Below are 13,940 nucleotides of genomic sequence, written 5' to 3'. Positions count from 1 at the left end.
GTCTGTGCGCAGAGGTGCGGTCAGGTGTGGTCGATCTCACCGATCACCTGGGCGCCGAGCTCGCGCTGCAGCAGCGCCATGCCCGAGACCGAGTCCACATCGGCGTCCGCGTCGTTGAGCGGGTCGACCTCGTCGGCGTCCGGGCCCTTGGAGCGGCCGGGGATCGCGTCCGGCCACGCCGCGGCCCCGCCACGGGGGGAAGGGACGCGAGGACCGGCCTGCGCCGCCGCCTTGGCCGCTGACCGAGCGGCGGCCAGCCCGGCGCCCGCCGGCTGGGCGACTGCGACCGTACGGGTGGGGTCGGGGGACGGAGGCGCGCCGGGGGCGAGGTCGTCAGGGGCGTCCGGCCACGACTCGTCGGTGGTCGGAGGGCCGGGAAGGGCGGACGAAGGGCCGGCCGGAGGTTGGCCGGGATCCTGCGCCGCGGCTCCCTGGTCGCCGTGGGAGGCGCCGTTGGACGAGCCGTGGGAGGCGCCGTGTGACGCCGTCCGGCCCTGGGAGCCCGGCGTGCCCTGGGACGCGGCGGGCACGGCCTGCGATCCCTGCGGACCGGTCGGCCCCTGACCACCGCCGTGAGAGGGCTGCTGCGGACGTGCGGGACCGCGCGGAGCGGACGGGACAGGGGACCCGCCCACGACCGCCTCGACCCGCCACGTGCCACCCAGCACGTCGCCGAGCGCGGCGGCCACGACGGCGTCCTTGCCGCCGCCCGTGAAGTTCTTCATCGCACCGACCTGGGTGAAGCCGAGCGTCACCAGGTTGCCCTCCACGCCGACCACCTGGGCGTTGGTGCTCACGTTGGCCCAGACGACGATGCTGCGCTGCTTGAGAGCGGCCAGTACGGTGGCCCACTGCGCCTGGATCGCGCCCGGTCCCCCTGCGGCGGGAGCGCCCGAGGCCGGAGCGTCCTGCGAACCGTCCCCGGCGCCGGCTGACGGCTGGGCGGCGCCACCGCCGTACGCGCTCTCTGCCTGGGAGCCGGCCTGTTGCCCGCCGCCCGCGCCGGGACGAACGGGCGTAGGCCAGTCATCCCCGGCATCCGGCGAGGGGGCGGATGGCTGAGCCACCGTTGTACCGCCCTCGGCGACCGGCGAAGCAGCAACCCGACCGTGGCCCGCCACCTCGGAGGCACCGGGACCCACCGGCGTAGCAGGACCCGCGGACGTACCGGAACCTCCGGGGATGCCGGGAGCCGCCGGCGGAGTCGCTGCGGCTCGGGCGGCCATCTGGGCGACCGCGCCGCCGCGTTCGAGGCGTTCGAGGCGGGCGAGCAGCGCCTCCTCACCCTGCGCCGCACCAGGCAGCAGGACCCGCGCGCACATCAGCTCCAGCAGCAGGCGCGGCGAGGTGGCGCCACGCATCTCGGTGAGACCGGCGTTGAACACCTCGGCGGCGCGCGTGAGCTCGGCCGGCCCCATAGAGGCGGCCTGCTGGGCGAGACGCTCCAGCTCGTCGGCCGGCCGGTCGAGCAACCCGCTCGACGCCGCCTCGGGCACGTTGGCCAGAATCACCAGGTCGCGGAAGCGTTCGAGCAGGTCGGAGGCGAAGCGGCGTGGATCGTGGCCGCCCTCGATGACCCGGTTGACCGTGTGGAACACCTGGCCGCCGTCACGGGCCGCGAACGCGTTGACGACCTCGTCGAGCAGGTCACCGTCGGTGTAGCCGAGCAGGGAGACGGCCTTGGCGTAGGTGATGCCGTCGTCGTCGGCCCCGGCGAGGAGCTGGTCGAGGATCGAGAGCGAGTCACGCGCGGACCCGGCGCCCGCCCTGACGACCAGCGGCAGCGCGGTCGGCTCGAAGGGCACGCTCTCCGAGGTGAGGATCTCCTCCAGCAGCGCGCGCAACGTCGCGGGCGGCATCAGCCGGAACGGGTAGTGGTGCGTGCGCGACTTGATCGTACCGATGACCTTTTCCGGCTCGGTCGTCGCGAAGATGAACTTCAGGTGCGGCGGAGGCTCCTCGACGAGCTTGAGCAGCGCATTGAACCCCTCGCGGGTCACCATGTGCGCCTCGTCGATGATGTAGATCTTGTAGCGCGCGGAGACGGGGGCGAAGAACGCCCGCTCACGCAGGTCGCGCGCGTCGTCGACACCACCGTGCGAGGCGGCGTCGATCTCGATGACGTCGAGGTGGCCAGGGCCCGTGGGAGCGAGCGCGACACACGACTCGCAGGCGCCGCAGGGGTCGGGCGTCGGACCCTGCTCGCAGTTGAGAGAGCGCGCCAGGATGCGGGCGCTGGAGGTCTTACCGCATCCACGAGGGCCGCTGAACAGGTAGGCGTGGTTGATCCGGCCCGTACGCAGGGCCTGTCGCAGCGGATCCGTGACGTGTTCCTGACCCTTGACCTCGGCGAAGGTCCCGGGTCGGTACTTGCGGTAAAGCGCAAGGCTCATGCGACCATCCCGCCTGCGAGGGGGCTCTCAACGAAGAGACCCCCCGCACACCCGCCAGAGCCCGCTTATCCTTGCTGCCTTCCGGCCCTGGGGAGGTTCACAGGATGACGCCGCGCGAGGGGTCCGTTGACAGTCTAGCCGCATGCCGCAGTGCTCGCTCCATCCCCGCAGGCTCGGAGAAAAACGTGGTCTCCGTACCCCTCGGAGTCAGGTAAGCTCGTCCGCGGAGGATTCGCCTAGTGGCCGAGGGCGCACGCTTGGAAAGCGTGTATAGGGCAACCTATCAGGGGTTCAAATCCCCTATCCTCCGCGCCTGGTTGAGGCAGTAAACGCGAAGGGGCCGACCCCATCCAAGTCGGCCCCTTCGTCGTGTCCATCCTCAGTTGGCTTCTTCGGAGGGCTGCATCCCGGAGCAGGCCGTCAATCTGCTTAACCACCGTCGCCCGGGTGCCGTCGGCCGAGCTTGTAGAACCAGCGCGTGCTCCTGGCCTCTGAGGCGCCGCATCCTGAAGAGCCATGCCCCTCCCTGCAGAGACGCACCGGGAAGTCCTGCGTACTTCACGTGCGCAGACGAGACTCGTCACGCCGGTAGGTGGAGAGGATGAGCCCCTTGTGAAACTTGCCCACCTTGTCGTAGAGCGCGCGAGCCGGGGCGTCTTCCAATCTTGATCGGGTAGGTCGACCGGAGCCGCCTGCCTGACGTGCAGACCTCCCGGGGAAGGGTGCTCTCCCGTACCTCTGTAGTGTCGACGCCATGCCCGATGTGATCACGGTCCATCCTGCGGAACCCGGCGACGGGGACGTTCTCGGCGAGATCCACGCCCTGTCCTGGGACGTCTCGCACGGGCCGTTCTGCACGCCGAAGGTCGCCGCCGCCGGAGTCGAGGAGCGGCGCACCAAGTGGCACGGCATTCTGGCGGAGGACGCGGACTCGATCCTGCTGGCGCGCCTGAACGATCGGCCGGGGGCCTTCGCCCGATTCGGGGCCTCCACTTCCCGCCCTGGCATCGCGGAGATCCATACCTTCTTCGCCCACCCGGACGTCTGGGGCAGCGGCATCGCGAAGGTCCTGTTGACGGCTGTCCTGGACCGAGTGCGAGACGACGGTTACGACGACGTGCATCTGTGGACGCTCCGTGACTCCGCCCAAGCGCGCCGCTTCTATGCCAAGAACGGCTTCTCCGAGACCGGCAGGACCCACGACCACGAATTCGACGAAGGTCCCCCGCTGGCCCTGGTCGAGTTGGAGCGAGCCGTTCCCGGCCGCTGAAACGCTCGATCGGCAGCTTCCTCGTGGGCTCGTCTATGGTCCCTCCGTGGAGGACCTGTTCGGCGGCGCTGCGCCGTACTACGCCAGCTACCGCCCCGGCCACGGCCAGGCGGCGATCGACCACCTGGCGGAAACGCTCGGGGCGGACAGCCGAGTCCTGGACCTCGGCTGTGGCCCTGGGACGATCGCGATCCCGCTGGCCCGGCGGGTGAAGTCGGTACTCGCTGTCGATCCGGCGCAGGAGATGCTCGCGGAGGGCAGGCGGCTCGCCGACGGCACCACCGACATCGCATGGATGCTCGGCGACTCGACCACGCTGCGGACACTGCCGCCGTTCAAGCACGTGGTCATGGGTCGGTCGTTTCACTGGATGGACCGCAGGTCCGTGCTGACGGAGCTGGACGGACTGCTGCCGCCCCGCGGCGCTGTGGCTCTGGTCGGCCCCGCGCCACAGGCGGGCGAGCCGTGGCAGCCCGACGCGCAACCGTGGCAGCCGATAGAGCGGCAGGTGTGCGAAGAGTTCGGCCTCGACATCCGCACCGCCGCCACGTGCTTTCACGCGACCGGTCAGCACCACCACGACATCCTGGCCGCCTCACCCTTCAGCAGCCTGACATCCCGGGTATTCAGCCGACGGCTGACGTGGGACGTGGACGGGCTGGTCGGACTCCAGCTCTCCTACTCCTACAGCTCGCCCGCCAGGCTCGGCGACGATCTGCCCGCCTTCATCAAGCGGCTTCGACAGGCGCTGCTCGCCGACAATCCGGCAGGCCGGTGGGAGCAGGGACTGGACACTGAGGTGCTGGTCGCCCGGAGGCCCCAGGGTTGACGCGGGCGGGGTTCGGTGAACCGGTGGCGGGCGGGCAACGTCATCAACGTGTGAAACCTCTCCCTTGGCTCATCGTCCTGGCGGCGGTCCTGCTGCTCGCCACGGTCGTCCTGGTTTCCGGCAGGCTCGGTGAGCCTGCGCCTCCGGTGCCGGCCTCATGTCCGCAACGATGGGACAGCGACGAGATCGGCCATTGGGTGCCGGCTGCCGCCGACGTCGACGGGGTTGAGGACTCTCTGGTGCCCGGTACGCCCATGAGCGCGTTGATCTGCGCCTACCCGGGGCAGAACTCGGATCCGGGTGGGGAGTCACTTGCCGGATCGCGGATGCTGACCGATCAGGCCAGGTCGATGGCCTACGACCTGGGCTATCTTCCGGTCACCACCGATCGCGTCGAAAAGATGTGCACGTTGGTGGGCGGGCCGATGACCAACTACCTCGTCCGGTTCGCCTATCCCGATGGCCAGGCGCTGTGGGTGGGCAGCGCGGAAGAGGTCAACTCCTGCGTGACGACCACCAACGGCACGGTCGTCAGCGATTCCTACATCGGGCGCGGCATCACCGCTGCCTACCGCACCGGGACCTGGGCGCCCCTCCCGCCGAAGAACCGCTGCGACCCGGCGACCGGACGGCGAGGGCAGGATGAGCGGATGGTGCCCGATGGGGCGATCAAGGTGCTGGTCTGCCGTGATGAACAGCGTGGGGGCTTCACTCCCCGCGGGCTGGAGCACGGGGAGCAGCAGGCGCGCGAGCTGGCAGCGGAGCTGAACTCGCTGGACCCCGAACCGGGCGGGAACACGTGCAGGGAAGTCGGCGATGGAAAACGGGAGATGTTTCTGCTGCACTTCGGCTATGCGGAGGGACCGCCGGCTTGGGTGCGGATCCTTCCCCGTTGTCGGCCCTCGGCGAACAACGGGCTGCTTGCGGGGAACGTGGACGATGTGCTTCTTGACCGGATAGCTCGGCTGGCGCCGCCCGCCTGAGCGCGTACGGTCCGGTCGACGATGGTTCTCAACGCACTCGGTCATGGAGGTCATGAGACCTCTCATCACGGACGCGAGGCCTGGGCAGCGCCGCGATGATCCCGGCGAGCACGGGCAGACCGGCGACCAGGGCGGCGACCGCCCACCACGGGGTTTCGAAGGACACCCGAGGTGGCACCTCCCAGTCGATCGAGGTCGTGCTCGGCCACGCCACGAGCAGTCCGATGACACATCCTGCGGCCGCCCCCAGCGCCGTTCCGCAGAACGTGCTCAGTCCCGAACGGCTCGCGGCGAACATCCGCAGAGTCAGGACCGAACCGTTGCCGACGCGCAGCAGCACCCGTCTCGACCGCCCGGCGCCCGCCCGGCCACCCGCGACCAGCGCGCTGCCGAGCGCTACGACGATCGCCGCCGCGACCACGCCCATCCATCCGGCCGATTCCTGGAACCCTCGCTCGACGTAGGCACCCTCCCCATCACCCAGTCGCCGGTTGATGCGGTCCTGCTCGGCCTGCGTCGTCCGATGGGCGGAGGGGTCGACGATCAGTTTGTCCGGCTCCGGGCGAAGACCCAAATCCTTTACGATCTTCGTCGGGATGAAGACCTCGTTGACGTGCGGGTCGGAGGATCTGACCGCGACCGCGGGGAAGGCCTTGTGCCGGTCCTCCTTCTCGGTGGGCAACGAGTAGGAAAGGGTCACCGTGTCGACCTGTATGTCATCAGGCGTGACCACCACGACTGTGCCCTCGTCGTACGGCGTGGCCGGATTTCCCGTGAGATAGCGCAGGAGCGCCTGATCACCGATGGAACCAGGCAGACCGACGCTCTCCACCTCCGGGAGGTCCACGTCCTTGACGTCCAGGCTGAAATATCCGCGGTGGTGCAGAATATCCATCTGGACGATGGGCACTCCGGGCAGCTCCTGCTGAATGACCGCCCGTAAACCTGTCGCGCCTTCCCCCCAAACATTCACGACGAGGGCGCCAGGGCGAGCCTGGGGGTGGTAGTTAGCCCTGTTCTGTGCCGTCGTGGCGACCGCGACGATCAGAAAAGCCACCGCGAAGGCCGTCGTCACCATCGTGATCGCGATCGGAGCAGCGGTACGGAGGCTGTTACGGGCCAGGTCACGGGCGGCCAACCGGATCACCGGCGACAGCCGGGCGGTCCGCCGCCGCAGAATGTCGAGCAGCTGCGGAGTGAACGGCCCCAATCCGGTGAGAAACAGCGACCCTCCGATGATGGCCGCCAAGAGCTGCAGAGCGGATCCGAAGTCGTCATAGTGCTCGTCTTCGCGTGTTGACCAGGCGATGAGGGCCATCACCAGAAGACCGGCGAACGCCAGGGCCGCCCCCCACAACAGGGGCCGTGACCTCACATGGGCGCGCCGAGCCGACTCGGACGCGAAGACCACCGAGCCGCACACCAACGCCACGGGAATAGCGAGGATGACGCATAAGATCACTAAGCCCATGAGCATGTGGGAATGGTACGCGGGCATCGGTCTCAAGCCGGATAAGATCCGCCACTCGTTTCAGAGCATGTTTCTGATCGGCTGAGGTGTCTCCGGCACCTCCTGGGCGAGGATCTCGGTCGCCTCCCGGGGCGTGAGCAGTCGGGCGTCGCGCAGGAGACGGACGGACTCCTTCCACTGTTCCCGGGCTTCACCGTGCCGTTCGAGGTCGTGCAGAGTGGCGCCGAACCACCAGCGTGCCACTGCTTCCTTCAGGCGGTATCCCGACTCGCCGAGCAGCCGGACGGCCGTCGTGTAGCTTTCCGCCGCCTCGGCCAGCCGACCGGCATAGCGGTAGGCGTCACCTAACGAACCATGTGCGATGCCCGCATCGGCGAGCGGGCCCCCCTCTGGCCGCGGCTCCACCAACTGGCGTGCTTCCGCGATCGCCTCGTCGAAGCGCCCCTGACGGTAGTAGACGTGCACCCGGTTGTTGCGGATCGTGGCCGTGGCCCCAGGACGTTCGGCGTCGTCGTTGAGCTTCAGCGCGGACTCCAAATGGCCGAGAGCCTCGTCGAGACGGCCCACGATCGTGTTGATGACGCCGAGGTTGTTGAGCGCCCCGGCCTTCCGCCGGGGCAGACCGGCACGGTCCCAGTCGGCGAGAGCTGTCTCCAACTGCGCGATCGCGGCGTCGTAGCGGCCCTCGTCTCGGTAGACCCAGCCGAGAAAGCTGCGGAGCTGGGCCTTGTCCTCCCAAGCCCCGATACGATCAGCCACCTCAATGGCGTACGCGTAGACCTCGCCCAGTTGCGTGTGCCAGCCCTGGTAGCAGAAGGGCCAATGGAGTCCGATGACCAGGCCGATGGCAGTCGCCGGGTCGGGGCCGGCCAGCCCCTGCTGCGCGACGGCGAGCAGATTGTCTCGTTCGTCCTGCATCCATTGTCCCGCCTCCGCCAGGCCCCCGAAGGAGATGTCGGGCAACTCGACAGGGCATCGCAGTATGGCATCGCGGTCGAACACGGTGCCCGCCATCCAGACGGTGGTCAGGTAGTGGTGGAGCACGCGGCGTACAGCGACGGCGCGTTTCTCCTCGGACAGGTCCTGATGTGCCCGTTCGCGGGCGTAAAGCCCGACCAGGTCGTGGAACTGGTAGCGGTCGGGTCCGAGTTCGAGGAGGCGGGCGTCCCGCAGGCGTTCCAGGGCGGCTTCGGCACGGTGGTGGGGCCAGCCGGTCAGGGCGGCGGTGGCGGCGGGTGTGTAAGCGGGCAAGTCGAGCAGGCCGAGCAGGGGCAGCAGGTGGGCGGCGTCACGGCCGGTGGGTTCTTCTCGCAGCTGATGATGGCTGACCGCGATGCTGGCGCGAATGGCCAGCTCGCCGTACTCCAGCATGTCCAGGCGGCGAGTGGCGTCAGCCAGTCGTCCTTCCAGGTCGGACAGCGTCCAGCCGGGGTGGGCGGCCAGTCGGGCGCCGACGATCCGCAGGGCGAGCGGGAAGCCGCCGCACAGGTGGGCGATCCGTGCGGCCGCCTGCGGTTCGGCGTGTACCCGGTCGGGTCCGGCCAGACGGGACAGCAGGGCGACGGCGTCGGCAGCGTTCAGCGCGCCCAGGTGGAGGTGACGAGCGTTGTCCAAGGTGGCCAGCCCGTCCCGGCATGTGATCAGGACACGACAGCCAGGGCCGGCGGGGATGAGCGGGCGGATCTGGCGGACGTCGCGGGCGTTGTCCAGGATGACCAGCAGGTTGCACGTCGCGGTCAGGGAACGGTAGCGGGCGGCGGCCTCGTCGGGGTCGGTGGAGGTCGCGGTGCCGTCCAGGCCCAGGGAGCGCAGCAGATGGCGCAGGGCTTGGACCGGGGTCAGCGGATCGAGTCCGGGAGTGGATCCGTGCAGGTTGATGTAGATGACGCCGTCGGTGAATCGGGCAGCCGCGGCGTGGGCGACGTGGACGGCCAGGGCGGATTTGCCGATGCCGCCAGGTCCGTCGATCACGGTGATGGACGGTCCGTAGGCCGGGCTTCCGTCCGGGCCGAGTGCGGTGCGCAGGTGGTGGATCTCGGCGGCACGGGCGGTGAAGGTGCGGGTGTCTGCGGGCGGCTCGGCCAGGGTGTACGGTCCCCCGACCGTGACCTGCTGGGCCGGGGTGGTCAGGTCGAGGACGGGGTCCTTGACCAGGACGGCCTGGTGCAGACGGCGTAGTTCGGCGCCCGGTTCGAGACCGAGTTCGGTGATCATGAGCCGGCGGGTGTCCTGGTAGACGGCGAGCGCTTCGGATGGGCGGCCGGCACGGTGCAGGGCGAGCATGAGCTGGGCGGCGGGGCGTTCGCGCAGAGGATGAGCACGCACGTGTACGGCCAGTTCGGCGGCCACCGCGTGATGGTCCCCGGCGGCCAGGCGGAGATCGGCGTGGTCCTCCAGGACGGTGAGGTGCTCTTCTTCCAGGCGGGTGGCTTCGAATCGTGCCCAGGGAACGGTCAGTTCGGCCAGTGGTTCGCCCCGCCACAACCGCAGAGCTTCGCGGAACAGGGCGTCCGCGGCGGCCCCGGCTCCCTGCGACTGGCCGGTGCGGGCGCGTTCGGCCAGGCGCAGGAACAGGTGAGCGTCGATGTGGTCGGGGTCGAGCGCGAGCCGGTAGCCGCCGGGCACGGTCTGGATGATCTCCTCGGCGGTGTGGTGTCCGAGCGCCCGGCGTAGTTTGGAGATCACGATATGGAGTTGTTTGGCCGCGGTCGCCGCGGAGCTGTCTCCCCATATGTCCGTGAGGATGCGCTCGGCGTTCACGGGCTGCCCCGCGTTCAGGGCGAGTCTGGCCAGCACACCGATACGTCGATGCCCGGCGAACTGCACCGGTTCGTCAGCGGCCAGGACCTGCAACGGGCCGAGAAATCTGATCTCCAGCGTCACGAGGAGCGCCACTCTCCTTCAACAAGGTCGGCAATGTCATGTGAGGGACGAGGCCGTTCGCGCCGATGGTTGGTGAAACCCCGGCTACGTGCTCCGCCTGTGCAGGTATAGACGTGCGGACTTACAGGCGCCTTTCACACCGCCAGGTCACCCGTCACCCTGGCAAGGATGTCCCGCATTTGTCGGGTGATCACCTGACGCCGTCACCGTCCTTGCGTGCATAGGGTCGGCACCCCAGCCTTACATGGAGGAGTGTGTCGTGATCTATGCGTCCAATACCATCACCCCACGTGTACATCGCGTGGGAGGCCTCGTGAAGCATGCCAGGCTGCTCAAGAAGCTCGCCGTCGTGGCCGCGACGGGTCTCCTCGCACTCGGCATCGGCGTTGCTACCGCTTCTTCCGCTTCCGCCGGCGGGCCCTCCGGCGAAATCGCCACCAGCCCTGCCTCGTGACCCTTCAGAAGTGATTCCACGGCAGCGCCGACATAACCGGTGGTAACAGGCCACCGGCGCGGGGTTCAGGAGACGCCGGAGGTCTGGAACAGCGCGACCGCCCGGGTGCCGATCTTGAAGGATGTTCGGGGACGTGGCCCGTGCTCCACGGGGACCTTGCGGCCTCGTACGGTCACCGCGATCACGCTGCCAGGCGGGAGCACGGCCGACAGAGCGGCGACCATGCCGGTGACTCCTGACGCCGCCCCGGAGCCGTACCAGTGGGTCTGTTCGCCATAGGGGACGTCGGTGACCACTATGTCGGGCGCACGGTGTCCGAGTGCCCGCCGTAACTGGTCGGGGTCGAACACGTCGGCTTGGCGCACCGCGTGCGGCACATCCCCTCCGGCGGCGTCGAGCTCGGCGGCGAGCCGGTGGGCGGCATGCGCCGCCGCGCCATAGGCCGGCTTGCCGAAGCGGACGGAGCGCGCCTCCAGGTCGGCGGCGCGGGCGGCCAGGCCGGCCCGGCCCAGCAGGGCGAGATTGCGTCCGGCCAGGCCCAGCGCTTCGGGGTCGAGGTCGGAGGCCAGCACAGAGGCGATCCGGCTCCGGTGCGACAACGCCAGAACGGTCAGGAGGTAGCCGCTGCCGCAGCATGGATCCCAGACCACGGCGGGCCGGTCGCCGCCACGAAGGGCCAGCGCGCGCTGGAAGATCTCGCTGGCCAGCCGGACGGGGAATGCGGGAAACCCGGCGGCGGAGTGCAGCACCGAGCCGCTGGACAGGTCGCTGTAGTCGGCCCGTACGGTCGCGTGGCGATAGCTCATCGGGGGCGGCTCGCCCCGCGTTGGCGGGCGGCCTCGTACAACGCCACGGTCGCCGCGCTGGCGGCGTTCAGGGAACTGGCCGAACCGGACATCGGGATGCGCGCCATCGTGTCGCACGCCTGCCGCCATCCCGCGCTCAGCCCGGTGGTCTCGTTACCGAAGATCAGCAGGGTGGGGCCGGTCAGGTCCAGGTCGGCGAGGTCGAGAGTGCCTTTCTCGTCGGTTCCCACCACCGTCAGCGGCAGCCCCTGGGCGCGTAGCTCCGCGACCCACTCCAGCACCTCCCTGTGCGAGTGGGAGCGCACCACCGGCAGCGCGAGCAGCGACCCGGTGGATGCCCGCACGGATCGGGGGTCGTAGGGGTCGGCGGCGTGGCCGGTGATGATCAGCCCTTTTCCGCCGAACGCGTCCAGCGAGCGTGCCATCGTCCCGATGTTGCCGGGGTTGTTCGGCCGGTCGAACACCGCACCCAGGAAGGACGGCCCCACCTGGATACGGGACAGCTCGTCGTCCGGCAGCTCGGCCACCGCCACCAGCTCGGGTGTGTCCTCGTCCTTGCCGCCCAGCTCCCGCAGCAGCTCGGCGGACATGGCCACCCGCCCGCCGCCGGCCACCTTCAGCATCTGCTTCGCCCAGTTCGACAGCGGCCGCTCGGCGTCATAGATGAGCGCACGCACCGGCCAGCCGAACTCGACCGCCAGGCTGATCGGGCGCACCCCCTGGATCAGGAACTCTCCGGCCCGCTGCCGCTTGGCCCGGTTTCCCAGCAGCGCCTGCCACTGCTGGAACCGTGCGTTGGCACGCGTGATGTGCAGCTCCCCCGACACCGATCGTCCCCGGTTCATCACGCTCTACAGAATAGGACCCCGAGCGACGACCACATCGTCGACTGCCGTGGCTCCCTGCCGGGCAACCTCGGCCTCGGCATCGCGGTCAAGTCGCGGATCATCGATCCCGAGGTCACGTAGACGCTGCCCCCCGACACCACGGGAAAGAGCATCCTGCCGACGCTGTGCGTACGTACGGTGAACTGGACCGGCATCCGGATCTGCACCACCCACGCTCGCCGACCCGCGGACCCACGCCGTCCGCAGCAGGTCAGGAACATCAGGACCGCGGTGTCCGCAGGCGATCTCGACGTGGTGCCCGGCGGCCTTCAGCCCGGGCCCGCCTCCCGGACGCGCTTCGCGATGCCGGGCGCGCCGCTCACCAGATCCGCCCAGGGCGATGGCGGGTTGGACGCGAAGAAGCGCAGAAGACCCAGGAGCCGGCTGGCCGGCGGCGCGGTCCAGTGGCGCTCGCCTGGCTTCGGTACGGGATCCGCCAGGCGGCCGAGGGCCCAGGTGAGGTGAACCCACAACACCCGCGCCTCCCAGGAGCGCGCCGAGGTGCCCTCGCCGGCCTCCTGGGAGTATCCGTCGAGCATGGCTGGCACGGCGCTCAGCGGTGTCTTGGCGAACTCGGTCGCCGGGTCGGCCCACTGCGCGTCGCCCCAGTCCACGATGCCGGTCAGTACGGTCTCTCGTTCCGCGGCGAGCAGGTTCTGCGGGGCGATGTCGCCGTGGACCAGGACCATGGGCGGTTCGGCGGGAACGTACGGGCCGAGCGCGTCGAACCACCCGGTGAGCCAGCGGGCAGCGCCGGCGTCGATCCAGCCGTCGGCGCGGAGCCGGTCCACGAGCACCCGCGGATCCCCGGGGCTCCTGTCCCGGGGGACGGCGGGCAGGCATGCGTCTGCGGGCAGCCGGTGCAGCCTGGCGAGCTCCCGGCCCACCTGCCGGTAGACCTGCTCCGCCCGGTCCGCGGGCAGGTCGAGCCGCTCGAGGTCGGCGCCCCGCACCCGCTCAAGGACCATGTAGGGCACGTCCACCTCGGTGCAGGTGTCATCGAAGGTCACGACGTCGGGAGTCCGTACGCCGAGGCGCCGGGCTGCGGGGATGACCGCCGACTCCTTCACGAGGTCGGCCAGGAACCGCCTGGTACGCGGAATCCGCAACACCAGGTCGTCGCCGACCAGATAGGCCCGGTTGGCGACGCCGGACTGCGCCGGGCGCACGGTCTCGGCAGGGCTTCCGTGCCGGGCCGCGATGGCGGCCAGGCTTTCGCGGGTCGGCTCGAAGTCGTCCATGAGCGTGCATGCTGACAGACCGCCGCTCCGAGGTCTCATCCTTTTCCCGCGCTTCCGCGGCCGCGCGGCTCAGGCGGGGGCGAGCGCCTTGGAGCGGTCGGTCGCCATGAGTACGGCGAAGCCGCCCAGCAGGCTGCCCATGATGTAGCGCTGCACGCGCAGCCAGGCCGGGCGGCCGGCCAGGAACGCGGCCAGCGCTCCCGCCGAGATCGCGATCAGGCCGTTGACCGTGGTGGCGACCACGATCTGCACGGAGCCGAGCGCGAGGCTCTGCAGCAGCACGTGGCCCATCGACGGGTCGATGAACTGCGGGAGCAGCGACAGGTACAGGATGGCGATCTTGGGGTTGAGCAGGCACGTCAGCAGGCCCATGCCGAACAGCTTGGCCGGCCGCTCCACCGGGAGGTCGCGTGGCTGGAAGGCCGACGTGCCGCCGGGCTTGACGGCGTTCCAGGCCAGCCAGAGCAGGTAGGCGGCGCCGGCCAGCTTGAGCGCGGTGTACGCGGCCGGCACGTACGCGAAGACGGCCGTCAACCCGAGGCACGTCGCCGCCAGATAGACGGTGAAGCCGAGGACGACTCCGGCGAGGGAGATCAGGCCGGCCCTGCGGCCTTGGGCGATCGAGCGTGAGATCAGATAGACCATGTTGGGGCCCGGTGTGAGAACCATGCCCAGCGAAACCAGCGCAATCCCGACTATTCCAACCGTCATGTCGGAAGATTA

The 13,940-nt window shown here is 69.7% G+C and carries 11 protein-coding genes, 1 tRNA gene and 1 other RNA gene; 5 read left to right on the top strand and 8 right to left on the bottom strand.

Going from position 1 to position 13,940, the window contains the following annotated elements; genetic code table 11:
* Positions 1-20 precede the first annotated feature (20 nt).
* Both ABGA98_RS36485 and ffs read right to left on the bottom strand, forming a co-directional pair.
* Complete coding sequence (locus tag ABGA98_RS36485) at positions 21-2,393, bottom strand: DNA polymerase III subunit gamma and tau (RefSeq protein WP_347622997.1); 2,373 nt, start codon at positions 2,391-2,393, stop codon at positions 21-23.
* Positions 2,394-2,424: 31 nt separating this feature from the next.
* An RNA gene (gene ffs / locus ABGA98_RS36480) (signal recognition particle sRNA small type) lies at positions 2,425-2,520 on the bottom strand.
* Positions 2,521-2,618: 98 nt separating this feature from the next.
* Between ffs and ABGA98_RS36475 the strand changes: the two genes are divergently transcribed.
* The 4 genes from ABGA98_RS36475 to ABGA98_RS36460 all read left to right on the top strand — a co-directional run bounded on the left by ABGA98_RS36475 (position 2,619) and on the right by ABGA98_RS36460 (position 5,475).
* Positions 2,619-2,703, top strand: a tRNA-Ser gene (locus ABGA98_RS36475).
* A 444-nt stretch (positions 2,704-3,147) separates the two neighbouring features.
* Positions 3,148-3,663 (top strand): GNAT family N-acetyltransferase, encoded by a 516-nt coding sequence (locus ABGA98_RS36470; protein ID WP_347622996.1) that lies wholly within the window; start codon positions 3,148-3,150, stop codon positions 3,661-3,663.
* Positions 3,664-3,709: 46 nt separating this feature from the next.
* Positions 3,710-4,492 (top strand): class I SAM-dependent methyltransferase, encoded by a 783-nt coding sequence (locus tag ABGA98_RS36465; RefSeq protein ID WP_347622995.1) that lies wholly within the window; start codon positions 3,710-3,712, stop codon positions 4,490-4,492.
* Positions 4,493-4,542: 50 nt separating this feature from the next.
* Positions 4,543-5,475, top strand: coding sequence for a hypothetical protein (locus tag ABGA98_RS36460; RefSeq protein WP_347622994.1), 933 nt, complete (start codon positions 4,543-4,545; stop codon positions 5,473-5,475).
* A gap of 28 nt (positions 5,476-5,503) precedes the next feature.
* Here ABGA98_RS36460 and ABGA98_RS36455 read toward each other — a convergent pair whose 3' ends face one another.
* Positions 5,504-6,793, bottom strand: a complete 1,290-nt coding sequence (locus tag ABGA98_RS36455; RefSeq protein WP_347622993.1) for a hypothetical protein — start codon at positions 6,791-6,793, stop codon at positions 5,504-5,506.
* 213 nt (positions 6,794-7,006) lie between these two features.
* Positions 7,007-9,841, bottom strand: a complete 2,835-nt coding sequence (locus ABGA98_RS36450; protein WP_347622992.1) for a BTAD domain-containing putative transcriptional regulator — start codon at positions 9,839-9,841, stop codon at positions 7,007-7,009.
* A gap of 247 nt (positions 9,842-10,088) precedes the next feature.
* Between ABGA98_RS36450 and ABGA98_RS36445 the strand changes: the two genes are divergently transcribed.
* Positions 10,089-10,283: a hypothetical protein gene (locus tag ABGA98_RS36445; RefSeq protein ID WP_347622991.1), complete on the top strand. Its 195-nt coding sequence runs from the start codon at positions 10,089-10,091 to the stop codon at positions 10,281-10,283.
* A 65-nt stretch (positions 10,284-10,348) separates the two neighbouring features.
* On the opposite strand, the gene ABGA98_RS36440 is transcribed toward ABGA98_RS36445, so the two are convergent.
* The 4 genes from ABGA98_RS36440 to ABGA98_RS36425 all read right to left on the bottom strand — a co-directional run bounded on the left by ABGA98_RS36440 (position 10,349) and on the right by ABGA98_RS36425 (position 13,928).
* Positions 10,349-11,089 (bottom strand): rRNA methyltransferase, encoded by a 741-nt coding sequence (locus ABGA98_RS36440; protein WP_347622990.1) that lies wholly within the window; start codon positions 11,087-11,089, stop codon positions 10,349-10,351.
* Positions 11,086-11,934 (bottom strand): TrmH family RNA methyltransferase, encoded by an 849-nt coding sequence (locus ABGA98_RS36435; protein WP_347622989.1) that lies wholly within the window; start codon positions 11,932-11,934, stop codon positions 11,086-11,088. Before ABGA98_RS36435 ends, ABGA98_RS36440 begins: the two co-directional genes overlap by 4 nt.
* 311 nt (positions 11,935-12,245) lie before the next feature.
* Positions 12,246-13,217, bottom strand: a complete 972-nt coding sequence (locus ABGA98_RS36430) for an aminoglycoside phosphotransferase family protein (protein WP_347622988.1) — start codon at positions 13,215-13,217, stop codon at positions 12,246-12,248.
* Positions 13,218-13,286: 69 nt separating this feature from the next.
* Positions 13,287-13,928, bottom strand: a complete 642-nt coding sequence (locus ABGA98_RS36425; protein ID WP_347622987.1) for a LysE family translocator — start codon at positions 13,926-13,928, stop codon at positions 13,287-13,289.
* Positions 13,929-13,940 lie beyond the last annotated feature (12 nt).

The organism is Nonomuraea sp. B1E8 (assembly GCF_039871515.1).
In the GTDB taxonomy this organism is placed as follows: Bacteria; Actinomycetota; Actinomycetes; order Streptosporangiales; family Streptosporangiaceae; genus Nonomuraea.
This window is presented reverse-complemented; position numbering and strand designations above follow the sequence as displayed.